26 protein-coding genes are annotated in these 24,818 nt (G+C 59.9%); 15 read left to right on the top strand and 11 right to left on the bottom strand.

Going from position 1 to position 24,818, the window contains the following annotated elements:
* Window positions 1–10: 10 nt before the first annotated feature.
* Window positions 11–862: a bifunctional DNA-formamidopyrimidine glycosylase/DNA-(apurinic or apyrimidinic site) lyase gene (gene mutM / locus Q1A63_RS01740; RefSeq protein ID WP_298969567.1), complete on the bottom strand. Its 852-nt coding sequence runs from the start codon at window positions 860–862 to the stop codon at window positions 11–13.
* An 87-nt stretch (window positions 863–949) separates the two neighbouring features.
* Between mutM and ubiE the strand changes: the two genes are divergently transcribed.
* Window positions 950–1,702 carry a bifunctional demethylmenaquinone methyltransferase/2-methoxy-6-polyprenyl-1,4-benzoquinol methylase UbiE gene (gene ubiE / locus Q1A63_RS01735; protein ID WP_298968727.1) on the top strand — a complete coding sequence of 251 codons (753 nt, stop codon included), beginning with the start codon at window positions 950–952 and terminating at the stop codon, window positions 1,700–1,702.
* 134 nt (window positions 1,703–1,836) lie between these two features.
* Window positions 1,837–3,384, top strand: a complete 1,548-nt coding sequence (ubiB, locus tag Q1A63_RS01730) for a 2-polyprenylphenol 6-hydroxylase (RefSeq protein WP_298968725.1) — start codon at window positions 1,837–1,839, stop codon at window positions 3,382–3,384.
* Here the strand turns inward: ubiB and Q1A63_RS01725 are convergent, their stop codons facing one another.
* On the bottom strand, window positions 3,385–4,563 hold the full coding sequence (locus Q1A63_RS01725) for an acetyl-CoA C-acyltransferase family protein (RefSeq protein WP_298968724.1): 1,179 nt from the start codon (window positions 4,561–4,563) through the stop codon (window positions 3,385–3,387). It lies immediately after the preceding gene.
* A gap of 123 nt (window positions 4,564–4,686) precedes the next feature.
* Between Q1A63_RS01725 and Q1A63_RS01720 the strand changes: the two genes are divergently transcribed.
* From Q1A63_RS01720 to Q1A63_RS01705, 4 genes are all read left to right on the top strand, one after another.
* Window positions 4,687–5,253 (top strand): XRE family transcriptional regulator, encoded by a 567-nt coding sequence (locus Q1A63_RS01720; protein ID WP_298968723.1) that lies wholly within the window; start codon window positions 4,687–4,689, stop codon window positions 5,251–5,253.
* A 98-nt stretch (window positions 5,254–5,351) separates the two neighbouring features.
* Window positions 5,352–6,539: a glycine C-acetyltransferase gene (locus Q1A63_RS01715; RefSeq protein WP_299630452.1), complete on the top strand. Its 1,188-nt coding sequence runs from the start codon at window positions 5,352–5,354 to the stop codon at window positions 6,537–6,539.
* Complete coding sequence (gene tdh / locus Q1A63_RS01710) at window positions 6,536–7,576, top strand: L-threonine 3-dehydrogenase (RefSeq protein WP_298968720.1); 1,041 nt, start codon at window positions 6,536–6,538, stop codon at window positions 7,574–7,576. Before Q1A63_RS01715 ends, tdh begins: the two co-directional genes overlap by 4 nt.
* Before the next feature lie 146 nt (window positions 7,577–7,722).
* Entirely contained in the window at window positions 7,723–7,968 is a 246-nt protein-coding gene (locus Q1A63_RS01705) for a hypothetical protein (RefSeq protein ID WP_298968719.1), read from the top strand.
* Here Q1A63_RS01705 and Q1A63_RS01700 read toward each other — a convergent pair.
* The 3 genes from Q1A63_RS01700 to Q1A63_RS01690 all read right to left on the bottom strand — a co-directional run bounded on the left by Q1A63_RS01700 (window position 7,936) and on the right by Q1A63_RS01690 (window position 11,561).
* Window positions 7,936–8,664: a metallophosphoesterase family protein gene (locus Q1A63_RS01700; protein WP_298968718.1), complete on the bottom strand. Its 729-nt coding sequence runs from the start codon at window positions 8,662–8,664 to the stop codon at window positions 7,936–7,938. The two genes, Q1A63_RS01705 and Q1A63_RS01700, sit on opposite strands and share 33 nt — an antisense overlap.
* Before the next feature lie 65 nt (window positions 8,665–8,729).
* On the bottom strand, window positions 8,730–10,325 hold the full coding sequence (gene serA, locus Q1A63_RS01695; RefSeq protein ID WP_298968716.1) for a phosphoglycerate dehydrogenase: 1,596 nt from the start codon (window positions 10,323–10,325) through the stop codon (window positions 8,730–8,732).
* A 54-nt stretch (window positions 10,326–10,379) separates the two neighbouring features.
* Window positions 10,380–11,561, bottom strand: coding sequence for a phosphoserine transaminase (locus tag Q1A63_RS01690; RefSeq protein WP_298968715.1), 1,182 nt, complete (start codon window positions 11,559–11,561; stop codon window positions 10,380–10,382).
* 158 nt (window positions 11,562–11,719) lie between these two features.
* Between Q1A63_RS01690 and serB the strand changes: the two genes are divergently transcribed.
* Both serB and Q1A63_RS01680 read left to right on the top strand, forming a co-directional pair.
* Window positions 11,720–12,598, top strand: coding sequence for a phosphoserine phosphatase SerB (gene serB / locus Q1A63_RS01685; protein ID WP_298968714.1), 879 nt, complete (start codon window positions 11,720–11,722; stop codon window positions 12,596–12,598).
* A 61-nt stretch (window positions 12,599–12,659) separates the two neighbouring features.
* On the top strand, window positions 12,660–12,974 hold the full coding sequence (locus Q1A63_RS01680; RefSeq protein ID WP_298968713.1) for a YciI family protein: 315 nt from the start codon (window positions 12,660–12,662) through the stop codon (window positions 12,972–12,974).
* Here Q1A63_RS01680 and Q1A63_RS01675 read toward each other — a convergent pair whose 3' ends face one another.
* On the bottom strand, window positions 12,975–13,955 hold the full coding sequence (locus Q1A63_RS01675) for an asparaginase (RefSeq protein ID WP_298968712.1): 981 nt from the start codon (window positions 13,953–13,955) through the stop codon (window positions 12,975–12,977).
* 178 nt (window positions 13,956–14,133) lie between these two features.
* Here Q1A63_RS01675 and Q1A63_RS01670 point away from each other — a divergent pair, with 178 nt between their 5' ends.
* The 3 genes from Q1A63_RS01670 (at window position 14,134) to Q1A63_RS01660 (ending at window position 16,670) form a co-directional block, all read left to right on the top strand.
* Window positions 14,134–14,664, top strand: a complete 531-nt coding sequence (locus Q1A63_RS01670) for an invasion associated locus B family protein (RefSeq protein ID WP_298968711.1) — start codon at window positions 14,134–14,136, stop codon at window positions 14,662–14,664.
* An 84-nt stretch (window positions 14,665–14,748) separates the two neighbouring features.
* On the top strand, window positions 14,749–15,933 hold the full coding sequence (rlmN, locus tag Q1A63_RS01665) for a 23S rRNA (adenine(2503)-C(2))-methyltransferase RlmN (RefSeq protein ID WP_299630446.1): 1,185 nt from the start codon (window positions 14,749–14,751) through the stop codon (window positions 15,931–15,933).
* On the top strand, window positions 15,933–16,670 hold the full coding sequence (locus Q1A63_RS01660; protein WP_298968709.1) for a DsbA family protein: 738 nt from the start codon (window positions 15,933–15,935) through the stop codon (window positions 16,668–16,670). The genes rlmN and Q1A63_RS01660 overlap by 1 nt, the downstream gene beginning before the upstream one ends.
* 39 nt (window positions 16,671–16,709) lie before the next feature.
* Here the strand turns inward: Q1A63_RS01660 and Q1A63_RS01655 are convergent, their stop codons facing one another.
* From Q1A63_RS01655 to Q1A63_RS01645, 3 genes are all read right to left on the bottom strand, one after another.
* Window positions 16,710–17,042 (bottom strand): phage holin family protein, encoded by a 333-nt coding sequence (locus tag Q1A63_RS01655; protein ID WP_298968708.1) that lies wholly within the window; start codon window positions 17,040–17,042, stop codon window positions 16,710–16,712.
* A gap of 1 nt (window position 17,043) precedes the next feature.
* Complete coding sequence (locus Q1A63_RS01650; RefSeq protein ID WP_298968707.1) at window positions 17,044–17,400, bottom strand: DUF883 domain-containing protein; 357 nt, start codon at window positions 17,398–17,400, stop codon at window positions 17,044–17,046.
* An 88-nt stretch (window positions 17,401–17,488) separates the two neighbouring features.
* A complete protein-coding gene (locus Q1A63_RS01645; RefSeq protein ID WP_298968706.1) occupies window positions 17,489–18,331 on the bottom strand; it encodes a TIGR00730 family Rossman fold protein in 843 nt (280 codons plus the stop codon).
* Window positions 18,332–18,486: 155 nt separating this feature from the next.
* Here Q1A63_RS01645 and dapD point away from each other — a divergent pair, with 155 nt between their 5' ends.
* The 3 genes from dapD to Q1A63_RS01630 all read left to right on the top strand — a co-directional run bounded on the left by dapD (window position 18,487) and on the right by Q1A63_RS01630 (window position 20,687).
* On the top strand, window positions 18,487–19,314 hold the full coding sequence (dapD, locus tag Q1A63_RS01640) for a 2,3,4,5-tetrahydropyridine-2,6-dicarboxylate N-succinyltransferase (protein ID WP_298968705.1): 828 nt from the start codon (window positions 18,487–18,489) through the stop codon (window positions 19,312–19,314).
* Between the two features lie 98 nt (window positions 19,315–19,412).
* Window positions 19,413–20,324, top strand: a complete 912-nt coding sequence (locus Q1A63_RS01635; protein WP_298968704.1) for a hypothetical protein — start codon at window positions 19,413–19,415, stop codon at window positions 20,322–20,324.
* A 9-nt stretch (window positions 20,325–20,333) separates the two neighbouring features.
* On the top strand, window positions 20,334–20,687 hold the full coding sequence (locus tag Q1A63_RS01630) for a hypothetical protein (RefSeq protein ID WP_298968703.1): 354 nt from the start codon (window positions 20,334–20,336) through the stop codon (window positions 20,685–20,687).
* Here Q1A63_RS01630 and Q1A63_RS01625 read toward each other — a convergent pair.
* Window positions 20,684–21,778 (bottom strand): Hint domain-containing protein, encoded by a 1,095-nt coding sequence (locus Q1A63_RS01625; RefSeq protein ID WP_298968702.1) that lies wholly within the window; start codon window positions 21,776–21,778, stop codon window positions 20,684–20,686. The genes Q1A63_RS01630 and Q1A63_RS01625 overlap by 4 nt on opposite strands.
* On the bottom strand, window positions 21,779–23,362 hold the full coding sequence (locus Q1A63_RS01620) for a Hint domain-containing protein (RefSeq protein ID WP_299630441.1): 1,584 nt from the start codon (window positions 23,360–23,362) through the stop codon (window positions 21,779–21,781). It lies immediately after the preceding gene.
* Window positions 23,363–23,631: 269 nt separating this feature from the next.
* Between Q1A63_RS01620 and dapE the strand changes: the two genes are divergently transcribed.
* The gene (dapE, locus tag Q1A63_RS01615; RefSeq protein ID WP_299630439.1) at window positions 23,632–24,777 is read left to right on the top strand and encodes a succinyl-diaminopimelate desuccinylase; all 1,146 of its coding nucleotides are present in this window, start codon (window positions 23,632–23,634) and stop codon (window positions 24,775–24,777) included.
* The last annotated feature ends 41 nt before the right edge of the window (window positions 24,778–24,818 follow it).

Genomic DNA, 24,818 nt, shown 5'->3' with positions numbered 1-24,818 from the left:
GGGGTTCAAGCTATCTTTGGCATTGCGCGCAGTAGAAGGATGAGCGTCCGGATTGAACGATTCGCCTGATGACGCCGGGGCAATCGGGGGTCCGGCAGGGGGCGCCCTCCCGCCCGTAGACGTCAAAGGTATGCTGGAAATATCCAAGCTCTCCATCGGCTTGCCGGAAATCCCGCAGCGATGAACCGCCTGCCTCAATCGCCTCCGACAGCACGTCGCGGATGATCGGAACCAGGCGTTCAACCTTGGGTTTGGAAAGTTTGCCAGCTTTTTGCGTTGGTCTGATTTTTGCGCGGAATAACGTTTCGCAGACGTAGATATTGCCCAAACCCGCAACAATGCGCTGGTCAAGCAGGGCCGATTTGATGGGTGTCATCCTGCCTTTGAGGGCCGACACGAGGTGTGCGGCGTGAAAATCATTGCCCAGGGGTTCCGGGCCAAGAACGCTCAGCAGCTTGTGGGTGTCGGCGGTTGCTGTTTCCATCATATCCATCGCGCCAAAACGCCGCGGATCGTTGAAGGTGATCCGCGCACCGTTCGCCATATGCAGCACCACGTGGTCATGTTTTTCGGGCGCGGGGTGGTCATGCAGGAATGTTCCAAGCGGATCGCCAGAGACCAGCATCCGCCCTGACATGCCCAGATGGATCAGCAGCGTTTCCCCCGAACTCAGATCGGCAAGGATGTACTTGGAACGTCGTCTGAGCCGTTCCACCCGTTGCCCGGTCAGCCGTGTGGCCATACCCGGCGGAAACGGCCAGCGCAGATCGGGGCGGTTGACGTCGGCCTGTGCAATCACGACACCTTCCATCGCGGGCGTCAATCCGCGCCTGACCGTCTCGACTTCTGGCAGTTCCGGCATATGCGCCCCCTGTGACCAAAGGGCCGCATTGTGCATGGGGCCCAGAGCCCTATAACAAAGTCCGAACTGCAAGGACCACAAGTGCCGATGACCGATCACAGCGACAAAACCACCCATTTCGGGTTTGAAACCGTGCCGGAAGGCGAAAAGGCTGGGCGCGTGCAAGGGGTTTTCAGCTCCGTGGCCAGCAAATACGACATCATGAATGATGTGATGTCGGGTGGCATTCACCGCTTGTGGAAAGACGCGATGATGGATTGGCTGGCGCCGCGTCCGGGACAGAAACTGCTCGATGTGGCGGGGGGCACGGGCGACATTTCTTTTCGCTTTCTCAAACGCGCAGGCGCCGGTCACGCAACCGTGCTGGACCTGACCGAACCGATGCTGATCGAAGGCCGCAAGCGCGCAGAAGCCGAACAGATGGATGACAGCCTCGACTGGGTGGTGGGCGACGCCATGGCGTTGCCCTTCGACGACAATACCTTTGATGTCTACACCATCAGCTTCGGCATTCGGAATGTAACCCGCCCGCAGGAGGCCTTGAACGAAGCCTACCGTGTGCTGCGCCCCGGTGGGCGGTTGATGGTGCTGGAATTCAGCCAACTGCCAAACCCGATGATGCAGAAAGCCTATGATCTCTACAGCTTCAATGTCATCCCGCACATGGGTCAGATGATCGCCGGGGATCGTGACAGCTATCAGTATCTCGTGGAATCGATCCGGAACTTCCCGGACCAGGAGACATTTCTGCAGATGGTGCGGGACGCCGGGTTTGAGAACGCAAAATATCGCAACCTGACGATGGGTGTCGCGGCGCTGCATTCCGGATGGAAACTATGATCGCACAAAACCGCAGGCCGCCCGATCTTCTTCTGGCCCAAAATATCCCGGGGGACGCGGGCCAAAGGCCCAGCGGGGGGCAGCGCCCCCATCCGGTCGGATTGCGCCAGCAATTCGAAGCGAAGGAATAATCCATGCGCGGACCCCACAATATCTGGCGGTTGATCAGAACCGGCGCCACGCTGGAGCGTACCGGCGCGATGCAGGTTGTCCTCGACGCCTTTGAAGCCCCGCCAGCCTTGCGGTTTGTGGCCCGCGCGCTGGGTCTGCCGTTCAAATGGCTGGGCTACTCGGGGGATCCGAACATGCCCCCCGCCACCCGCGCGCTGACCGCTCTGGGGCCGGCCTATATCAAGTTTGGCCAGATTCTCTCGACCCGGCCCGACGTGGTGGGCGATGAACTGGCGATCCAACTCCGGGTACTGCAGGACAAACTGCCGCCCTTCTCTGTGGAAGAGGCCAAAGCCGAAGTGCAGCGTGAACTTGGCCAACCGGTCGATCAGATATTCTCCGATTTCAGCGAACCGGTGGCTGCCGCGTCGATTGCTCAGGTGCACAAGGCCACGCTCGCGTCCAACAACGAAGCCGTTGCGGTCAAAGTCCTGCGCCCGAAGATTGAAAAGGCCTTCCGCAAGGACATCGATGCCTTCTATCTTGCCGCCCGCATGGTGGAGATTTTTTCGCCCGGCTCCCGCCGATTGCGCCCGATGGAGGTGATCGAACATTTCGACGGGGTGGTGCGCGGTGAATTGGACCTGCGGCTGGAATCCTCGGCCGCATCGGAATTCGCCGCCAACACCAAGAACGACGATGGCTTTGATCTGCCGCTGATCAAATGGGAATATTCCGCCCGCCGGGTGATGACGCTGGAATGGGCTGATGGCGCGCCGATGGGCGACAACGCAGCCCTGGATGCCGCGGGCCATAACCGTGTGGCGCTCAGCGAGCGGGTCTTGCAGCTGTTCCTCAGCCATGCCCTGCGCGACGGGTATTTTCACGCTGATATGCACCAGGGCAACCTGAAAGTCGCGCCCAACGGCGACATCATCGCCTATGATTTCGGGATCATGGGGCACATTGATGAATACACCCGCCGGGTTTATGCGGAGATCCTCTTTGGCTTCATCCGCAAGGATTACAAACGTGTCGCCGAGGTGCATTTCGAGGCTGGTTACGTGCCCGCCGACAAGGATGTGGATGAATTTGCCCGTGCCCTGCGCGCCGTGGGGGAACCGATTTTCGGCATGGATGCCAATCACATCTCGATGGGGCGCTTGCTGAACTATCTCTTTGAAGTCACAGAGCGGTTTGGCATGGAGACCCGCACCGAACTGATCCTGCTGCAACGTACCATGGTGGTCGTCGAAGGCGTCGCGCGGTCACTGAACCCGCAGATCAACATCTGGCAGGTCGCCAGCCCGATTGTCACCGACTACATCTCCAAATCCATCGGGCCCAAGGCCGTTTTGACCGATCTGGCCAAGACCGCTCAAGTCTTTGCCCGCTTTGGCCCGCGTCTGCCGGGCATGGTTGAAGCGGCCCTGGTCAAGCAGAGCACCGAAGCGGCGACACCCGCCCCGCGTGGATTGCTGGAACGGGTGTTTCTTGCCGTGATCCTCGGCATCTCCATCGGGGTAGGTGGCGGCGCCTTTCTGGTGCTGGTCACTCTGATGTTTGACTGATCACAGCCGCTCGATGGCCAGCGCGATACCCTGCCCGCCACCGATGCACATGGTGATCAGCGCTTTGGACCCCTGGATCCGTTCAAGCTCGTAGAGAGCCTTGACCGTGATGATCGCCCCGGTCGCGCCCACCGGGTGTCCCAGAGCAATCGCGCCACCGTTCGGATTGACCTTCGCGGGGTCGAACCCAAGCGATTTGCTGACGGCCAGTGCCTGCGCGGCAAAGGCTTCATTGCTCTCGATCACGTCAAAATCACTGGCGCTGAGCCCCGTGCGCGCCAAGAGGTTTTCGACCGCGGGCACCGGCCCGATGCCCATGACCTCCGGCCGCACGCCCGCATGGGCGTACCCCAGAATGCGCGCTTTCGGTTTCAGCCCCGCCTTTTCGGCGGCTTCTGCCGTCGCTAACACGACCGCACCCGCACCGTCGTTGATACCGCTGGCGTTGCCCGCCGTGACGCTCCCGTCTTTCTGGAACACGGGCCGCAATCCCGACAGCGCTTCCTGCGTCGTGGCTTTGGGGTGTTCATCGGTGGCAAAGGCGACCGTATCGCGCTTCACCCGCACGTCGACGGGCACGATCTGGCTGGCAAAGTGGCCCGCCTCAATCGCCGCTGCCGCGCGCTGCTGGCTTTGCAGTGCAAAGGCATCCTGATCCGCACGCGTTATGTCGTGCTCACGCGCCACATTTTCCGCCGTCACGCCCATGTGTCCGGTGCCAAAGGGGCAGTTCAACGCGCCCAGCATCATGTCCAACGTGCGGATATCGCCCATCTTTGCACCCCAGCGTTGATCCGGCACGATGAAGGGGGAGCGCGACATGTTCTCGGCACCCCCCGCCAGACCGAACTCGGCGTCACCCAACATCAGCGATTGCACCACCGATACAATCGCCTGCACGCCGGACCCGCAAAGCCGGTTGACGTTCATCGCTGGCACGCTGTCGGGCACGCCCGCTTGCATCGCGGCGACGCGGCTGAGGTACATGTCACGCGGCTCGGTGTTGATCACATGGCCAAAGGCCACATGCCCGATCTGACCACCTTCGACGCCCGACCGCTCCAACGCGGCCTTGGCGGCAGTGGTCCCCAACTCAATCGGCGACGTCGCGGCGAGGGATCCGCCAAAGGTTCCAATTGCGGTGCGCGCACCGTCCAGAATGACGATCTCTTGTGTCATGGCGATCTCCCTTGATGTGTTTCAATGGGACTATGTTGACCCAATGTGGGACTGTCAGCAACGACGTCCCGTCAGCGCTTGTGCGCCGTTGACAGAATCCTGCATATCGGCGAAACCTCCGACATGACGGATAGAGATAACGCCATTCTGACCCAGCTGCCCGCCCGTCTGAAAGAGGCGCGCCGCACGCAAGGCCTGTCGCTCGATGCCGTGGCCAAACTGTCCGGCGTTTCCCGTTCCATGGTCAGCCAGATCGAACGCGGTGAAAGCAGCCCGACCATTGCAACCCTGTGGAATCTGACCCGCGCTTTGCAGGTCGATTTCGCGGGTTTGTTGGACAGCGCGCCTGTCGCGCCGCAGATCGAAACCCTGCGCGCGGCACAGGTGCCGACCATCGACAATCTGGGCTCTGGATGCCGTATCCGGATCCTTTCACCGCCCGAAGACGCTGGAAAACATGAGGTCTACGAACTGACCATCGCGCCGGGTGGCGTGCTGGATAGCCAGCCGCATACCCGGGGCGCGCGAGAGCATCTCACGGTCATTTCCGGCAGCCTCACCGTGACCAGTGGCGAGGTGTCGAGCAGCCTGAACGCGGGCGACACCGCGCGCTACGCGGCCGATGTTCCGCACCGGATCACCGCTGCCGGGGGGGAAACACGTGCCTTTCTGGTCGTACAGGACGCCTGACTTCCACGATATCGGACAATTTCCGCTATTGTGATAAATCCCCTATTTCGGATTTCCATCCGTCATGTTAGATGCGAGCTGCAAAAGGGAGTCGCATCATGACGCAGGCCTATCTCGATCACATCACCGAAACCCTCGCGCAGATCGAGGCGGATGGGATGATGAAACGCGAGCGCATGATCACCTCGCCACAGGGTGGCCAGATTTCGGTGGGCAAGCGGGAGGTGATCAACCTCTGTGCCAATAACTACCTCGGCCTGGCGGATCATCCTGACCTGATCGAAGCTGCAAAAGCCGCCATGGACCCGCGCGGGTTCGGCATGGCCTCTGTCCGGTTCATCTGCGGCACGCAGGATATTCACCGGGAACTAGAGCAAAAGCTGGCGGCATTTCTGAGCAAAGACGATTCGATCCTCTTTGCCGCCTGCTTTGATGCCAATGGCGGGTTGTTCGAGCCGCTGCTGGGGCCGGAAGACGCGGTTGTGTCCGACGCCTTGAACCACGCGTCGATCATTGACGGTATCAGGCTCTGTAAGGCCAAAAGATACCGTTACGCCAATTCCGACATGACCGATCTGGAAGGACAATTGAAGCTGGCGCGCGAGGAAGGTGCGCGGTTCATCCTGATCGCGACCGATGGTGTGTTCAGCATGGACGGCTATCTGGCGAAACTGCCGGAGATCAAAGCGCTTGCGGAAAAATATGACGCGATGGTCATGGTTGATGATTGCCATGCCACCGGATTCATGGGGCCGAAGGGCGCCGGCACACCTGCACATGCTGGGGTGGATGTGGACATTCTGACCGGGACATTGGGCAAGGCTCTGGGCGGCGCCATCGGCGGCTACATCGCCGGGCCGCAGCCGATCATCGACCTTTTGCGCCAGCGCGCGCGGCCCTATCTTTTTTCCAACTCGCTGCCGCCCTCGATTGTGGCCGCCGGAATCAAAGCGCTGGAGCTGGTGGAACAGGGAGATGCGCTCCGCGATCGTCTGTTTGAGAATGCAAGATACTGGCGCACGGGGTTGGAAAAACTGGGGTTCAAGCTTTTGCCCGGCGAGCATCCGATCATCCCGGTCATGCTGGGTGAGGCGCAATTGGCGCAGGATATGGCCGCAAAGCTATTTGACGAAGGTGTCTTTGTTTCGGGCTTTTTCTTCCCCGTGGTGCCGCGCGGCCAGGCCCGCATCCGCACACAGATGAACGCGGCCCTCACCCGCGACGAACTGGATCGTGCGCTGCGCGCCTTTGAGGTCGCAGGCAAGGTCTGCGGGGTAATCACATGACCAACCAGATGAAAGCCCTGTCGAAATTGCATGCCCGCGAGGGGTTGTGGATGACCCATGCGCCGGTGCCGGAGATTGGCCCGGATGACGTGTTGATCCGGATCAACAAGACCGGCATCTGTGGCACCGACATTCACATCTGGAATTGGGACGATTGGGCCTCGCAAACCGTGCCGGTGCCGATGATCACCGGCCATGAATTTGCCGGTGAGATCGTTGAAATCGGCTCTAACGTTGAGGATTTGACAATTGGTCAGCGCTGCTCCGGCGAGGGTCATCTGATCGGCAAAACCTCGCGTCAAAGCCGCGCGGGTAAGTTCCACCTCGATCCCGCCACGCGTGGGATTGGCGTGAACGAGCAGGGGGCGTTTGCACAATATCTCAAGCTGCCGGCCTTCAATGTGGTGCCCCTGCCAGATGAGATATCGGATGACATCGGCGCGATCCTCGATCCGCTCGGCAATGCGGTGCATACTGCGCTCAGCTTTGATCTGGTGGGCGAGGATGTGTTGATCACCGGTGCCGGGCCCATTGGCATCATGGCCGCCGCCGTGGCACGCCATGTGGGCGCGCGGCATGTGGTGATCACCGATATCAATCCCGCGCGTCTGGACCTGGCCGCGCGTGTGACGGATGTGGTGCCGGTGAACGTGGCAGAGGCGGACTTGGTCGAAACAATCGCTGATCTGAAGATGAAACAGGGGTTCGATGTCGGTCTGGAAATGTCCGGAAATCAGCACGCTTTGGATCAGATGGTCGAGGTCATGACCATGGGGGGCCGCATCGCCATGCTCGGCATCCCACCCGGCAAGAGCCCGGTGGATTGGAGTCGCATCGTCTTCAAGGCGATCACCATCAAAGGGGTCTACGGGCGCGAAATCTTCGAGACCTGGTACAAGATGATCGCGATGTTGCAGAACGGGCTGGACGTAAGCCGCGTCATCACCCACCGCTTTGCGGTCGATGACTTTGAGGCCGGGTTTGCCGCGATGAAATCGGGTGGATCGGGCAAGGTCGTACTGGACTGGACAGGATAACGGACATCTACGCGCAAGACAGTTTCTTCACCCTGACACTGGCCGGGCAGGTCGGGCTCGGCGTTTTGTCGGCGACCCTCGCCCTTGTGCTGGTGGCGCTGAATTGGCGGATCGGTCGGCAGCGCGCTGTGATATGGCGGTGTCTTATGGCCCTGGTTCTATTCTGGCTTTTTGTCTGGCTCTCGCCACAGATCTACTACTGGTATTATCGGTTGATTTTCGATGGCTTGCCCGTGCAATCGGTGATTGGCACACCCCCAACGCCCTTCGATCTGATCCGGCTGATCGGATTTTCCGACCGTCATGACCTGAGCCACCACGGTCAGGGTGTATTGGGATGGGCCATGGCTCTGACGGCGCTATGGCCGCAACGGCACCCGACCGGCATCTGAAAGCAACCAGCAGTCGCGCCCTTCGAAAACAGCCGCGTGGAGCGGGCGGAAATATCCCGCCCCGCCATCAAGGTTCACGCGATTGCCCGCATGTTCGGGATGCTCCAGCGCCGTGTGTCCGTGCACGACCAGTGGGCCGTGCGATTTGCGGTATTCCAGAAAGGTTTGACGGATCCAGACAAGATCATCTTCGATCTGCTTGTCCAATGGCACCTTGGGTCGGATGCCCGCATGCACGAACAAAAGCTCCCCCACCTGATGCATCAGCGGCAGGTTTTGCAGAAAATCACGATGCGCTTGCGGCACAGCTTCGAGAGCCGCCGCCTGGATCACATCCACCGGTGCCCCATCTTCGGCGGCAACGCCGTAAGAGGCCATGGTCTTGTCCCCGCCCAGACGGGGATTGAACCACAAAAGATCGGGGCGCGTCGCCGGGTCGTGCACGATCATATAGTCCAGAAAGCGGCTCAGATACCGATCATGATTGCCCTTGATCATCGTCCAATTGCGCCCGGCGGTCTGTGCATCGATCAGGAACTGCAGGACGCCTTTGCTGTCCGGGCCCCGGTCGACGTAATCGCCCACAAATACCACTTCTGCATCCGGGCCGCCGTCCGCCTCAATGAGGCTCAGAACCCGGTGCAACTCTTCGAGCTGACCGTGGATGTCGCCGATGGCATAGATCGGATGGGTCATAGTGAACCTCTGGGATACCTGCGCCGATCACGACAGAGCGGCGCAGGTCAGGAAGTAACAGACCGTCAGGTCACGTCAAATTGCAGCGGCTTGATCTGGGTGAACATACCGGTCTCGGCCAGTTTGGCACGTGCCTCGGCAGGGACCGGTTCGTCGACGTAGAGCAGGGCAATCGCCTCGCCGCCCGCTTCGGCACGACCAAGGGTAAAGTTGGCGATGTTGACGCCGTTATCGCCCATGGTCTGGCCCAATGTCCCGATGATGCCCGGCACGTCCTCATTGGTGGTGTAGAGCATATGGCTGCCGATTTCCGCATCGATATTGATGCCCTTGATCTGGATAAACCGCGGTTTGCCATCGGAAAAGACCGTACCGGCGACGGAGCGTTCGCGCTTGGCGGTGACCACTGTCACCTTGATATAGCCATCGAAAGCGCCCGATTTGTCCTGATTGGTGGTGGAAATCTGGATGCCGCGTTCCTTCGCGATAAAGGGGGCGGAGACCATGTTCACGTCCGGGTTCACCTTCTTCATGATGCCGGCAATGACGCTGCAATTGAGGGCCTCAAGGTTCATTTCCGCAACCGCACCATCGTAAAGGATGTTGATGGCGCGGATGGGTTCATCGGTCATCTGCCCGATGAAGCTGCCCAGGTGCGCGGAGAGTTTGACCCAGGGGCCCATGACTTTTGCTTCTTCCGCCGTGACCGATGGCATGTTGAGCGCATTGGTCACCGCCCCCGTCAGCAGGTAGTCGGACATCTGATCCGCCACCTGCAGGGCCACGTTCTCTTGCGCTTCGGTCGTCGCCGCGCCCAGATGCGGCGTGCAGACGACATTTGGCAAATGAAAGAGCGGGTTTTCATTGGCCGGTTCCTTGGCGAACACGTCAAAGGCGGCACCAGCCACATGGCCAGATTTCAGCGCATCAGCGAGGGCCGCTTCGTCCACCAGTCCGCCGCGGGCACAGTTGATGATGCGCACCCCCGGCTTGGTTTTCGCGATGTTTTCACGCGACAGGATGTTCGCGGTCTGATCGGTGAAGGGCACGTGCAGGGTGATGAAATCGGCGCGCGCCAGAAGGTCATCCAGCTCAACCTTTTCGACCCCCATTTTCTTGGCTTTTTCTTCGCCCAGGAAAGGATCGTAGGCCAGCACCTTCATTTTCAACGCCCGGGCGCGGTCACAGACGATACCACCGATGTTGCCTGCACCGATCACACCGAGCGTCTTGCCTGTGAGCTCAACGCCCATGAACTTGGACTTCTCCCACTTGCCGTCATGCGTCGAGGCGGAGGCCTCGGGGATCTGACGCGCCACCGCAAACATCATCGCGATGGCATGTTCCGCCGTGGTGATCATGTTGCCGAAGGGCGTGTTCATCACGATAATGCCCTGTTTAGAGGCTGAATCCTTGTCGATATTGTCGGTGCCGATCCCCGCGCGCCCGATAACTTTGAGGTTGGTCGCAGCCTCAATGATCTTCTCCGTCACCTTGGTGGCGGAGCGGATCGCCAGACCGTCATAGTCACCAATGATAGCGGTCAGTTTTTCCTTGTCTTTGCCCACATCGGGTTGGAAATCCACGTCGATGCCGCGGTCGCGGAAAATCTGAACGGCGGCTTCCGAGAGTTTGTCGGAGATGAGTACTTTGGGGGCCATTTGGCGCTCCATTTCTTGAAACTTTAGAATGTCAGGATGGGATGGGTCGGCAGGTTATGCCGACGCCATTTGTGCTTCGATTTCGGTCTCGAAGGCCCATGCGAGCCAGGGCAGCATCGCCTCGATGTCCGCGGTCTCCACCGTGCCGCCGCACCAGATGCGCAGGCCCGCAGGGGCATCGCGGTAGGCGCCGATGTCGAGTGCGACGCCTTCGTCCGCCAGCCGCTTGGCCACTGCTTTGGCAAAACTCGCGCCATCGGTCACGTCGTCACTGGCAAACTTCAGGCAGACCGAGGTGTTTGACCGGGTTGCCGGATCGGTTGCGAGGAAGTTGATCCAGTTATGTTGCTCTACAAAGGCCGTTATGGCCGCCGTATTGGCATCCGCGCGTGCGATCAACCCGGGCAATCCGCCCACGGATTTGGCCCATTCGAGCGATTGCAGATAATCCTCGACACAGAGCATCGAGGGCGTGTTGATCGTTTCGCCTTTAAAGATGCCCTCGATCAGCTTGCCGCCTTTGGTCAGGCGGAAAATCTTCGGCAAGGGCCAGGGTGGTGTGTAGTTTTCCAGCCGCTCCACTGCACGGGGTGACAGAATCAGCATGCCATGCGCCGCCTCGCCGCCCAGCACTTTCTGCCAAGAGAAGGTCGTCACATCGAGCTTGTCCCAGGGCAGATCGACAGCAAATGCCGCGGACGTCGCATCGCAAAGGGTCAGCCCCTTGCGGTCCGATGGGATGACATCGCCCGACGGCAGGCGCACGCCGGAGGTTGTGCCGTTCCAGGTAAAGCACACGTCGTTGTCGTAGTTCAGCGCGGCCATATCGACGATCTCGCCGTAGTCGGCGGTGTGCACGGTGTGGTCGATTTTCAGCTGCTTGGCCACGTCCGTGACCCATCCCGCCCCGAAGCTTTCCCAGGCGACCATCTCTGCCGGGCGTTCCCCGAGCAGCGACCACATCGCCATCTCGAACGCGCCGGTGTCGGAGGCCGGCACGATCCCGATGCGGTAGTCATCGGGCACGCCGAGGATGTCGCGCGTCGTCTCAATCGCTTCCAGCAGCTTCGCCTTACCGGGGGCTGCACGGTGCGAGCGTCCCAGAGGCGCGGAGGCCAGTTTTGCCAGATCATGGGTGGGGGGTTTGGCGCAGGGGCCAGATGAAAAACGCGGGTTCGACGGTTTGGTCGACGGTCGAACGTAATCCGGCCGCGTGACCGGTTTTTGGTTAGCCATTGATGCTATCCTTCCAGATATGCGCCCTTCGTTGGGGAAGGGTGTCCCACGCACGGGTCTATGGTGGTCTGCGGTCTGGTGCAACGCGAAAAACGGCGCTAGAACGCCGCAAATTCGCTTTTTTGCGACATCCCCTGCGCCGATCGGAAACTTCATTCATGTACACCGTCACCCTGCTGGCAGCGCCCGCCGCGCGAAATCTTGAACCTGCGCTGGTCGAGGCCCTGCGCAATGCCTGGGGGGGCGGCGATGCGCTCTGGCTCTCGCCAGACGAGGCGGCTGCGTTTTCGATGGATCACGTCCCGGACAATCGTTGGGACGTTTGGGCGGACGTACAAAAACAGGGCGTTGATCTGGTGGTGCAGCCAACAGCAGGCCGCCGCAAAAAGATGCTGCTGGCGGATATGGACAGCACCATGATCCAGCAGGAATGCATTGACGAACTGGCGGATGCGGCGGGCATTGGTGACAGGGTCAAGGATATCACCGCGCGGGCGATGAATGGCGAGTTGGATTTTGAAGAGGCTCTGCGCGCGCGGGTCGGGTTGTTGAAAGGCTTGCCGGTATCGACCATCGCACAGGTCCTGGCGGAGCGGATCGACTACATGCCCGGCGGTCGGGTGCTGCTGGCAACGATGAAGGCGCATGGAGCCTATGCCGCCCTTGTGTCTGGCGGGTTCACGGATTTTACCAGCGCTGTTGCCGCGACGCTGGGGTTTGATGAGAACCGTGCGAATACACTGCTGTCCGAGGGGGGGGCGCTTACCGGGGATGTCGGTGTCCCCATTCTGGGGAAGCAGGCCAAGGTTGACGCGCTGGTCGACATCACCGCGCGCCTGGGAATTTCCGAGCAGGATGTGCTGGCCGTGGGCGATGGGGCGAATGACCTTGGTATGCTGGCGCGCGCGGGCACCGGTGTGGCGCTGCACGCCAAACCGGCGGTGGCTGCGGAATGCGATGTGCGGATCAACCACGGCGATCTGACCGCGTTGCTCTATCTGCAAGGCTATGCGGCATCGGAATTCGTCACGCCCTGATCAGAGACGACTCACCCCGTTCTGTGCTAATCTTCGCTCGGTTCAGACGGGAGGACGCACCATGCCAGAATTCGTATTCGCCTATCACGGCGGCAAAACACCAGACACGGAAGAAGAGGGCGCCAAGGTCATGGCCGCATGGCAAGCCTGGTTTGAGGGTATGGGCAAGGCGGTCGTGAACCCGGGCAACCCTGTCGGCATGTCCAAAACGGTGACGGCAGAGGGCGTCGAAGATCACGGCGGCGCGAACCCGCTTTCGGGGTTCAGCGTCGTGGCGGCAGCGGACATCGATGAAGCCATCGACATGGCCAAAGGCTGCCCGATGGTCACGGATGGCACAGGATCCATCGAAGTCGCCGAAGTGCACCAGATGTGATCAGGTAAGCCCTGCCGCGGGCTTGATCCAGCCGGTCTTGATGCCCCGCCTGTTGGTGATGGGCGCGTTCAACCGTTTGCGCGTGGCCGGATGATCAGGCTCTAAAACGCCCAATTTGACCAAAATCGCGGCGATGGCGCATTCCGACGCACGGGTTGTACCGTCGACGATCTTGAGGGCGATGCCGAGTTTCTGCTCCGGCAGGATGCCGATGAAAAACGCCTCCGCGCCGGTTTTAATCGCAATCTGACCGTTCATGGCGCGCATCAACTCGGTGCAGGCGCGCCCCTCACCCGCGACCAGATCCGGGTGCAGGCGCATCGCTTCATGCAAGCGCGCTTCCGGGCTGCCCGACGGTGCTGCAGCAAAATGCGCCATTGCGCGGGCCATGCCGTGCAGGCTGCATGCAAAGTTGGGCGCCGAACAGCCATCAATGCCAAACCCAGGCGAGGTTTCCTGTGTTGTGGCCTCGAACACCTCAAGGCATGCCTGTTGCACCGGGTGATCGACCTCCACGTATTCCGGACCGGCCCCTATGTGTTTTGCCAGCGTCAGGAACCCGGCGTGTTTGCCGGAACAGTTGTTGTGTATCTGACCGGGCGCGTCATGCGCGCAGATCAACCCCTCGCGGGCTGTGCGATCATCGGGCAGTTGCGGGCCACAGCGCAGCGCATCATCGTCAAGACCGAGTGTCTGCAGCCATGTGTCCACCCGTTCCGTGTGAATTGCCGCGCCATTATGTGACGCACAGGCCAGCGCCAGATGTTCGGGGGTCAGATTGGCCTGATCGGCAGCCCCCGAGGTAATGAGCGGCAGTGCCTGGATCATCTTGGCAGAACTGCGCGGCAGCACGGTCGCCTCCGGGTCACCCCAGGCGTCGACAATCTGGCCGGAGGCATCGCAAATCACCGCATGTCCGGAATGTGCGCTTTCCAGAAAATCGCCACGCCAGATTTCGACCATGGGAGCGGCTTGCGTCATTTTAACCCTCAAGATTTTGGCAAAAACCTGCTAATCGGCCTTTCCGGGGTCGCGGCTTTTGCGTTACTGTGACACTTGTCGAGAAGAAAAACAGGTCATGCAAGAGAGCGGGTCGAAAAAGGCACGCCAGGCGGACCATAAAGTTGTTGAGGTTAAGGACGGCTGGAGGCTGTAAAAGATGCGAATTTATAAGGGTTTCATTGGTTTGGTCTCAGCATTTGCGCTGACAGGTATGGCCGCACAGGCACAGGGCCAAAGCAGTAATCTGGTAGCAGAGAAAACCGATTGGGGTGTCTACGAAGACAACGACCCCAAGGAATGCTGGAGCGTTTCCGTGCCCACGGAGACGGTAAACACCCGTGAAGGACGGGTTGTTGCGGCGACGCGTGGTCAAATCTTGTTGATGGTGTTTTTCCGTCCCGGGTCAGGTGCGAATGCGCAGGTGACCTTCACTGGCGGGTATCCTTTCGCCAGCGGCTCCAAGGTAAACGTCGAGATTGGCGGGACCAGCTACGTGCTCTTTACCGACGGGGAATGGGCCTGGCCGGAAGATTCCGCCGAAGACGAGAAAATCGTGGCGGCCATGAAGCGCGGCGCGGATGCTGTGGTGACCGGGCTCTCCAGCCGGGGCACGACGACAAAGGATACTTTTTCGCTGCGTGGGTTCACCGCGGCGCTTGAAGAAGCCCAAACACGCTGCGCAAGCTGAGCAGAAGAAATCACCGGGCTTTTCCTTTTGATCTTGGCGCAAACCTCTATATAGAGGCCCATCTTCGCCACGATAGGAAATCCCATGTCCGCTGCAGCGCCGATCACGCAAGACGTCCACACCATCCCGCGCAAGTTGCCGGATGGGCCGGTCAACCTTGTCGGGTTGACGCGTGACGCCATGCGGTCCGTGTTAATCGATGCCGGAACGCCGGAAAAGCAGACCAAAATGCGGGTCGGTCAGATCTGGCAGTGGATTTACCAATGGGGTGTCCGCGATTTTGACGCGATGACCAACCTCTCCAAGGCCTTCCGCGCCGACCTGAAAGAGCGCTTCGTGATTGAGGTGCCCGAGGTCGTTTCCAAACAGGTGAGCGAAGATGGCACGCGTAAATATCTCGTGCGGATTGCGGGCGGTCATGAGGTCGAAGTGGTCTATATCCCCGAAGAGGGGCGCGGGACGCTGTGTGTGTCGAGCCAGGTCGGTTGCACGCTGACCTGTTCGTTCTGTCACACCGGCACACAGAAACTGGTGCGCAACCTCACAGCGGGTGAGATCATCGGTCAGGTTATGATGGCGCGCGACGATCTGGGCGAATGGCCGGAGATTGGCGCACCCAAGGATGAGACGCGCCTTTTGTCGAACATCGTGCTGATGGGCATGGGCGAGCCGCTTTACAATTTTGAAAACGTCCGCGATGCGATGAAGATTGCGATGGACCCGGAAGGCATCCAGCTCAGCCGCCGCCGGATCACGCTGAGCACCTCCGGTGTGGTGCCGGAGATTGCCCGCACCGCGCAGGAAATCGGCTGCCAGCTTGCGGTGAGTTTTCACGCTACCACGGATGAGGTGCGCGACAGGTTGGTGCCGATCAACAAGCGCTGGAACATCGAGGTGCTGCTGGACGCGCTGCACAGCTATCCGAAAGTGTCGAATTCCGAGCGGATCACATTTGAATACGTGATGCTGAACGGGGTGAATGACAGCGACGAAGATGCGCGCCGGTTGATCAAGCTGATTGATGGCATTCCCGCCAAGATCAACCTGATCCCATTCAACGAATGGCCGGGCGCACCCTACAAGCGATCCTCCAACAATCGTATCCGCGCCTTCGCTGACATCATCTACAAGGCGGGCTATGCCTCCCCGATCCGGACACCGCGGGGCGAAGACATTATGGCGGCCTGTGGCCAGTTGAAATCCGCAACCGAACGCGCGCGCAAATCACGCCGACAGATCGAAGCTGAGGCAGGGCTGGCTGGCGAATAATGCGTAGGCGCGATGCCTTGATCATCGGCGGGGCCTTTGCTGTCGCCATCGCCATCCCACCCATATTGAGGCGCCGCGCAGACACCTTGGAGTTCACGGATTTGCCCGGATTGCCGGGGTTTCGCCGGTTGGAACGGGGGAACATCAGCGCCGCGCCGGATATGTTCACCGGGTTACGGACGCCTGAAGAAGCGGAGGCCGATGCGCGTCTGCCCAAAAACCTATGCGGCGCCGTTTTCCCGGACCCGCCGCTGTCGGGTCAGATGCCAATTGCCGTTTTTAGTGACTATTATTGCCCATATTGCGCCATCCTAGACAAACGTCTGGCCGATTTGCAGGAGCGCGGTGCGGCGATTGATCTGCGGTTTCATGAACTGCCGCTCTTGGGGGACCGGTCCCTATGGGCCGCGCGCGTGGCATTGGCCGCCGGGCGGCAGGGTGATCATCGGGACATTCATCTTGATATGATGCAACGCACATTACGTCCGGGCATTGCGGGCGCGCGCGACGTGGCTGAACGGCACGGTCTTGACGCAGATCGGTTGTTGGCGGATGCGCGCAGCGACCGAATGACGCGCACCATCGAGGACGCACTGGCGCTGGGCCGCGCGCTGGGTATTCCTGGCACGCCGGGTGTCATGATCGGCCGTACGTTGGTGATTGGCGCGCTGCCCGAGGCAACGCTTGAACAGATCATTTCGCTGGAGCAGCAAACCCCATTTGCCGGTTGCGGATGACCGAAAAGGGCCGCCCGTACGCGGGCGGCCCTCTGAAAATCAGTGTCTAACGCGGCCTGCGGCCATCCCTTGCGCCATGCCTTGCATGAAGGCAGCGGCCACCGGCGGCATTGCCTCTTGCGATTCCTGCGTGTGCTTTGGTGTGTCATGTTTATGCGAAGGGCGTGCGGCCAGCATGAACAGCAGACCGGTCCCCAAAAACGCACCCCCCATGATGGCGCAGGCGGTAATCGGGTCGGTCAGGGTGAGCAGCAGCAACAGCGCTGACGCACTCAAAAACCCGATCCCGGACAGTGCCAGTACCGCGCCGATGCCACCAAGTGCAAAACGCTGGGCGGTCTTTTTGATTTGATGTCGCAGGCGCGCAAACATGTTACGAGCGCCGCGCTGTCATCATGCCGACAAGAAAGCCGAGGCCCGCGGCAATGCCCACGGCCATCGCGGGCTGCTGGCGCACCGTGTCTTCGGCCTTGTAGTATGCAGCTTCCGCATCTGCGCGCAGCTTCTCGCCGGTTTCCACGGCTTTTGTCTGCGCCGCGTCGGCCCGATCTGCAGCGGCTCTTTTCAACGTAGACGCGGCATCGGCGGCGCGCGCCTTGGCTTCGTCTTTCTTGTCATGGGCGACCTCCGACATCAGGGCGGTCAGCGCTGCGATGTCTTCCTTGATCGTCTCAATCTGGGCTGTGACGTCAGCGGTATCAGCTTTTCCATTCGTGCGTGCTTGTGCCATTTGATCCTCCGTAAGTTACTCACGGCCTCGGTGCGGCGCGTGATTGGCTATTCGGGGGATCAACCGCTGCGGGCTGGCAAAAGTTCCGTCAGCCACGCCCGGGCAATTTGTCGCGGGCGGGCAGATCTTCCCAGTTTTCGATCAGATGCATCGCCTCCGCCGCGCTGTCGACAAATCGGAAGAGCGACAGATCCTCTTCTGAAATTGTGCCCGCATCCGCCAGCGCCTCCCAATCCAGAATCCGTTCCCAGAATTCGCGACCAAAAAGCAGCACCGGCACCGGCTGCATGCGTCCGGTCTGGATCAGAGTGAGCGTTTCGAAGAGTTCATCCATTGTGCCAAAGCCACCCGGAAAGGCGCAGATCGCACGGGCGCGCATCAGAAAATGCATCTTGCGGATCGCGAAGTAGTGGAAGTTAAAGCAGAGCTCAGGCGTCACATATTCATTGGGCGCCTGTTCATGCGGCAGTACGATGTTGAGCCCGATGGAATGCCCGCCCGCGTCCAGCGCGCCGCGGTTGCCCGCCTCCATGACGCCTGGGCCGCCGCCGGTGACCACGACGTTTTCACGCCCATCGCTCTCAAGGCTCTTGAGCGTCATCAGGCGGGCAAACTCGCGCGCCTCATCATAGAAATACGACAGCTGTGCCAGCGTTTTGGTGCGCGCCCGGTCTTTGTTGGCGGGGCTGGGAATGCGCGCGCCCCCGAAAAGCACAATCGTGCTGGTGATGTTATGCGCGTCCAGCATCATTTCCGGTTTGAGCAACTCCAGCTGTAACCTGACGGGCCGCAGCTCCTCGCGGCACATGAAATCCTCATCGGCAAACGCAAGGCGGTAGGCCGGTGCGCGCGTCTGCGGCGTATCGGGCACCACTCTGGTGGCGTCGCGGTCGGCATGAGCATCGCGCAAGGGATGGCGGGGTTTGTTCATCTTGGTCACTCCGGAAACTCGTTTCGGGCAGGGGTGCATGTCGTGCGCCAAGATGCAATCTCTTTGCTCGGCCCCGGCGGATGCTGAATGATTGCACGTGTGGCACCGGGCTTGTATAGGCGCTTCATTAACATTTTTTTCTCGGGGGAGGCCGCATGTCCAACGCACAGCTTGAAACTGCCATCGAAGCCGCATGGGAGGCGCGTGACGCAATCACGCCAGCAACAACAGGCGAAACGCGTGAAGCCATCGAAGATACGCTGGCCGCGCTCGATGGTGGCACGCTGCGGGTTGCGGAAAAACAGGCAAGTGGCGATTGGCACGTGAACCAATGGGCCAAAAAAGCCGTGTTGCTCGGGTTCCGGATCAAAGACATGGAAATGCAGACCGGCGGGCCGCAAGACGGCGGCTGGTGGGACAAGGTCGACAGTAAATTCGCGGGTTGGGGTGATAATCAGTGGAAAGCCGCGGGCTTTCGCGCCGTGCCCAACTGTGTCGTGCGCAAATCGGCCTTCATCGCGCCGGGCGTGGTGCTGATGCCGTCCTTTGTGAACCTGGGCGCCTATGTCGACGAGGGGACCATGGTCGATACCTGGGCCACGGTCGGCTCCTGCGCGCAGATTGGCAAGAACGTGCACCTCTCCGGTGGCGTCGGCATCGGCGGTGTGCTGGAACCGATGCAGGCCGGGCCGACCATCATCGAAGACAACTGCTTTATCGGGGCGCGGTCCGAGGTGGTCGAGGGCTGCATCGTGCGCGAAGGATCTGTGCTGGGCATGGGTGTTTTCATCGGCAAATCGACCAAAATCGTGGACCGCGAGACCGGTGAATTTACCTATGGCGAAGTACCTGCAGGGTCCGTGGTTGTGGCGGGTTCCATGCCCTCCAAAAACGGTGTGAACCTCTATTGCGCGGTCATCGTCAAAAAGGTCGATGCGCAAACACGCTCGAAAACGTCGATTAACGAATTGCTGCGCGATTAACCGATATTTAGGACCTGAGGCAATTGTGCCTCAGGATTTCCCGGGTATCGCCCACAGCCCGATGTATTCCGGCCCGGATGTGAATTTATCCGAGGGACATGCGTCATGCTTCGGTCCCGATATCCTTTCAAACGCTGCAGGTTGTTTCCGATCTGCGATCTGTCGCGGCAACCGGATTTGGGGGATTGTCGGAACGTCTGAACGCGGCGCATAAGCCGCTTTTGCGCAAGATCATCTTTGACCAGAAATGTGTCCTGTCTGTAAGCGATGCGGAAACGCTGCATGCGGATCTCTTGCTGGTTGCGGCCTTGCCAGACAAAGGGCTGGACAGTTTCCTGACGGCCACGGCGCTTTTGCTTGCCGACCGGTTGCAGGGCGGCGCGGGTGAAGATGATCTCTATTGGAACTGGGATGCGTTTCAGGAGCATTACCGCAAAGGGTCCTCACCCATCCGGGCGGCGCTGATGAACGGGTTCCGCTGGGCGCATACAACGCGGCGGGTGAACCTTGAAAAGGTGCCGGAAGGGCGTGATCTGCAAACCTACGATGGCGATGATTTGACCCGGATTTTCAAGGTCATTGCCCGGTCGATGCCATCCGAGATGCGTGACCTAGTTTGCGAAGCCGCGCCGGAGGAAACCCGACATGTGCACCGCAAAGCGCTGGAAAACTGTCTGGAGGGGAGCTGTATTCTGTCGGAATACGGCGGCTGGTTCCCGGGTGAGGTGGTGGAGATCGTGTCGCTAGACCCGGATCACGCGGCCCATTCCGCCTGCACGGCGCTTGTCTTGCTGGATTCAATTGCAACGCGGGATGCCGGGGGCCGGATGGCTTTCCGCTGGGAAGAACAATCCACCCGCTACCTGCAAATGAAGTCCGACCTGGGGACAGCCATTCTGGCAGGCGTGCGGCATCTGCATGAAATGGCAATGGAATGGAAACCTTATTCGGGCTGGGCACCGGATACGCTGGTCGAAAAAGCCGTTGTGGTGCCGTTCCCCAAAGCCTAACAAGCAGGCATGGCACAGCAAAAGAAACCCTCTCGTCAGCAGGTCTATACCCTCGTCGTTCAAATTGGACGTAAGGAGGGGGATGGCCTGCCGGAAAAGGCCACAGGCGCCGGTCTGGTGGTGTTCGCCAGTGGCATTGACGAGGCTGAAGCCGTCCGTGAAACGGTCGCCGTGCTAAAACAGGCAGATACCGCGCCGCTGGATGTGACCGGGTATGGCACGCTCGAAGAAAGACTGGCGGAGGGTCACGAGATTGGCGCCGATGAGCGGGATCTGATGCAGCGGGCGCTGGATGAAAACGCGGTGATTATTGCACAGATGGAGCCGTTTTACGGCACACATCCAGAGGCCGACGCGGATTAGGCTGCGCGTTGACGCGCCAGATGGATCGCCTCGAACCACTTCAGCACCTTGAAAGCGGCGCGCCCATGTTCGGGCAGGTTGTCCCGCGCGATGCCGCGCATGGCGGTGGCCTGCAAGTGATCGTCGTTTCGGCGTAATCGGCCAATGTAGAGACTTTCCAGGGAGGTACCAGCGACGTTCAATGCGTGATGCTCTGGCAAGATCACCTGCGTATACCGCTGCGTGGGCCCAACGCTTTCCGGCAAGGCGGCAAAGCCATTCATCAAATGGCGCGCTGGGGTCAAAACGGCTTCTTCCGCAAAGAGGTATTCGACTTCCGACCCGTCGATGACCAGGCGCTGGTCCAGCGCTACGACCACATCCTGCATCAGACCGAAATAGGGCGCGCGCAGCCGCACCGGCGCAAAGCTGCCCCGCGCTGGCACGGTCCGATCAATCCGATGCAATACCGGAACGACGGTGCCTTCTCGCGTGAATACCGTATCGCCGCGCTTGAGGGACCCTGCCGCCCGATATCCGTGGGGTGTTGCGACCATCGCATCAGGGCACAGGGTCGGCATGGGGCCTACCGGCTCGACCTGATCCGAGAGGGCCGCGAAAACCAGATCTTTCGCAAATGTCTGATCCCCGCGTCCCATCATCATGTCGCGCAAATCCTGGAGGATTATGGGCCGCACGTCCCGGACGGACACCGATGTGATCTGATGCTCTTCGGGTCGTTCGACCGTCAGCAGACCCCAGCGCTTTGGGGCGTCCCAGGAGAAGGTAATCCGTAAAACATCCGTCCGCGCGGGCAGGCTATGTTGGAGGGCGGCATGGGCAATATTTTCGCCCTGCACCTGTACCAGCGAAATACCTCCCCCCGGTATCGCGCGAAAAGTCAGGCTGCTTTGGTTTGGCCAGCCTCGGTTAAATCCCAGCAACACCTGTGGCCGTCCGTCCGGAGACAGGCGTGTTTCGAACATGATGCTGCCCGTCGCCAACAATGTATCGGCGCCGTCGCTGTGCAGACGGTGGTCGCGTCGGTCATGACCGACACCGCGCAGCGAAAAGCGTCGTTCCCTATGATCTGAGATGGCCAGCCAGCTCACCTAGGCTGCCTCATTGGACGCGCGCAACAGGTCTGCCTCGTATTTGCGCAAGGTGCGCCGCGCTGCCGGACTGTAGCCTTGCCCTGTGTTAGGGTCGATTTCCGGGAAGATTGCACAGATCTCAGCGACAATTTCCTGCTCGAAAATTTCGGTGGTTTGCGGACCAGGCAGAAAGCTCTCGGTTGCCAGCCCTTCGGAAAAAATGACCTGATGCCTGTCGAACATGAGGTGCACATAGGTCACGGACCCGCCTTCACGGACCCGCACCGAACGGTCATTCACAAGGTCGCGCGCACAGACCAGCACCTCAGATTCCCCGAAAAGCAGTTCGGCAACGGTGTCCCGGATCAGGATGCGGTGCAGCGGCGACACCAGCAAATGACCGTGGGTGCCAAAGGTGTTTGGCTGAATATGGATCGGTGCAAATTGCCCGGTGGCCTCGACCCTGCGCCTTCCGATCCAGCGCAGCGGCTGTGGGCCATCGTCCTGGGTGATCACCAGATCGCCGGGTTTGAGCCGCTCGACCATGACGTTGCCCCGCGCCGTTTCAATCATCGTTCCGGTGACAAAACAGGGCACCGACGTGGCGTTGACATAGCCCACATCCGTGTTGGTCCCGTTCGATATGGAATAGGTGAAGTTGAAATTCTCTTCATCCCCATCCCCCTTGACGCTGAATGTCCCATCCCCGTTCAGCGTGACTTCCTGCCCGGTTGGCAGCAGAATGGTGTCCCCGGCGGAAACGCTCTGCCCGTTGATATGGGTGATCGTGAGAGTTCCCGGCCCTTCGTTGATATCGTTGTCCAGGACGCTGAATGTCTTGATGCCGTTTGTGAGGACCTCGACGTCGTCCGAGATGGCGATCAGCTCGGACTGAACGGAATCCGCTGCGATCAGAAGGTTGGAATCATAACTGCTGTCAGAGACGTCCGCGATGCCGATGCGGATCGAGTTCACCTGATCGGGAATGACGTTCATCGTTAAGGTCAGCGTGATGGTAAAGCCGTCCATCTCGGTATTGTGGTCGTCGTTCTGGTTGTCGACGAACATGTTGATATTATTGGCTGTGTTGACATTTCCGGGGTCCACATCCCCGTTTCCCACATCCATGTCGACCTGCGCGCCATTGACCCAAACACCGACGAAATCCTGATAAATCGAGTTCTGGAATTCCGGGTATTCTTCCGAAGAAAACACGAATTGGATCGTCATCTGCGCGTGGTCAGGGATGAAATCCACGTCAAGATAGGCGGCATCATAGGTGCGTGCGCCCGCCGCCGCATTGAACTGCGCGTTATTGTTGACGCCGCTGGTGTTGGTGCTTGTGCTATTGCTTTGGTTGGACGTGCCACTGGAGTTTGTGAATCGCTCCGCATTGCCGGTCGACAGGATCACACCTGAATCGCCGGGTGTCACGCTGCCGGAAACTGAATCGCCGTTTGAATAGATCCCCGCGCTGTCGATGTCGCCCGTATAGGACGCGCTTTCAACCTGGACGCCTGCGCCAAAAATGGCGTTGGCCATATCCGTCGCATTCGTGCCTTCGCGCACGGTTTGAATGGGCAGTTCTGACGCTGCAACCATACTATTTGCCTCGCACCCCTTCGACGAGACAAAACACCCTTCAAGCGCCCGGTTTCCGGCTACGCTCTTTCTTGTTCTTCGGTGCAATCGGCCCCATTTTTATGGTGACCACACTGCTGATGCCCTGCCTCGGGTTATTTTATGAGTGATTCGTTAACACCCAGACTGCCTATTTGTTAAGCTTTTGTTACGCGACCCCTTGGCATTGATGCGATTTGGCCACATTCCTTACCCCGACACCCATGCGACCCAGATGAAGGAAGTGCCCTATGGCTGGCCTCGACCCCGTTTCCCTGACCGCCGATCTGGTGCGCTGCGCATCGGTGACACCTGCTGATGACGGCGCGTTGGATGTTTTGCACAAGGTGTTGCAGGAGGCGGGTTTTGACTGCGCATGGGCGGATCGCGGGGGCATCCGAAACCTCTTTGCCCGGTGGGGGGCCAAGGGTCATTCCAGAACCTTTGGCTTCAATGGCCATACAGATGTCGTGCCCATTGGTGATGCCGCCGCCTGGACCAAACCGCCCTTTGGTGCAGAGATTGAAGACGGGGTTCTCTACGGGCGTGGTGCCACGGACATGAAATCCGGCGTTGCCGCCTTCGCTGCCGCCGCCGTCGATTTTGTGCAGAACACACCGCCCGAGGGCGCGATTATTCTGGCGATCACCGGGGATGAAGAAGGCGATGCCGTGGATGGCACCACGGCCTTGCTGGTGCATATGGCCGATACCGATGAGCGCATGGATGTCTGTCTGGTGGGCGAGCCGACCTGTCCCGACCAAATGGGCGAGATGATGAAGATCGGGCGCCGCGGATCGATGACCGCCTGGATCAAAGTGATCGGCAAGCAGGGGCATTCGGCCTATCCGCACCGGGCGCTGAATCCGATGCCCGCGATGATGCGCCTGATGGACCGGTTTGCGTGCCACGAATTGGATCAGGGAACTGATCATTTCGATCCATCGACCCTTGCCATTGTGACCGTCGATACCGGGAACACCGCCACGAATGTGATCCCTGCCGAGTGCAGCGCCGCAGTCAATATCCGGTTCAACGACACGCACAGCGGCGCGTCTCTGACGGCATGGATTGAGAGCGAAATTGCCCGCATAGAGACTGATTTTGGCGTTACGACAGAGTTGAAAATCAAGATTTCCGGCGAAAGCTTCGTCACGCCCCCCGGCGATTTATCCGACCTGGTGGCAAAGGCCGTTGAGGCGGAAACAGGGGTCAAACCGGTTATGTCGACGACCGGCGGCACGTCAGACGCGCGCTTTGTCAAAAACCACTGTCCGGTTGTAGAGTTCGGCCTTGTCGGGCAGTCGATGCATCAGGTGGATGAGCATGTGCGGGTGGATCACATTCACCAGCTGAAAGCTGTCTATGCGCGCATTCTGAAAGATTACTTTGCATGAGTTTTGACTGTGCGCGGACGGAGGATGTGGCGCGTTGCCTG

The organism is uncultured Roseobacter sp. (assembly GCF_947499265.1).
Taxonomy (GTDB): Bacteria; Pseudomonadota; Alphaproteobacteria; order Rhodobacterales; family Rhodobacteraceae; genus Roseobacter.
The sequence above is the reverse complement of the archived record's forward strand: the minus strand, read 5'-3'. Positions and strand labels throughout refer to the sequence as shown.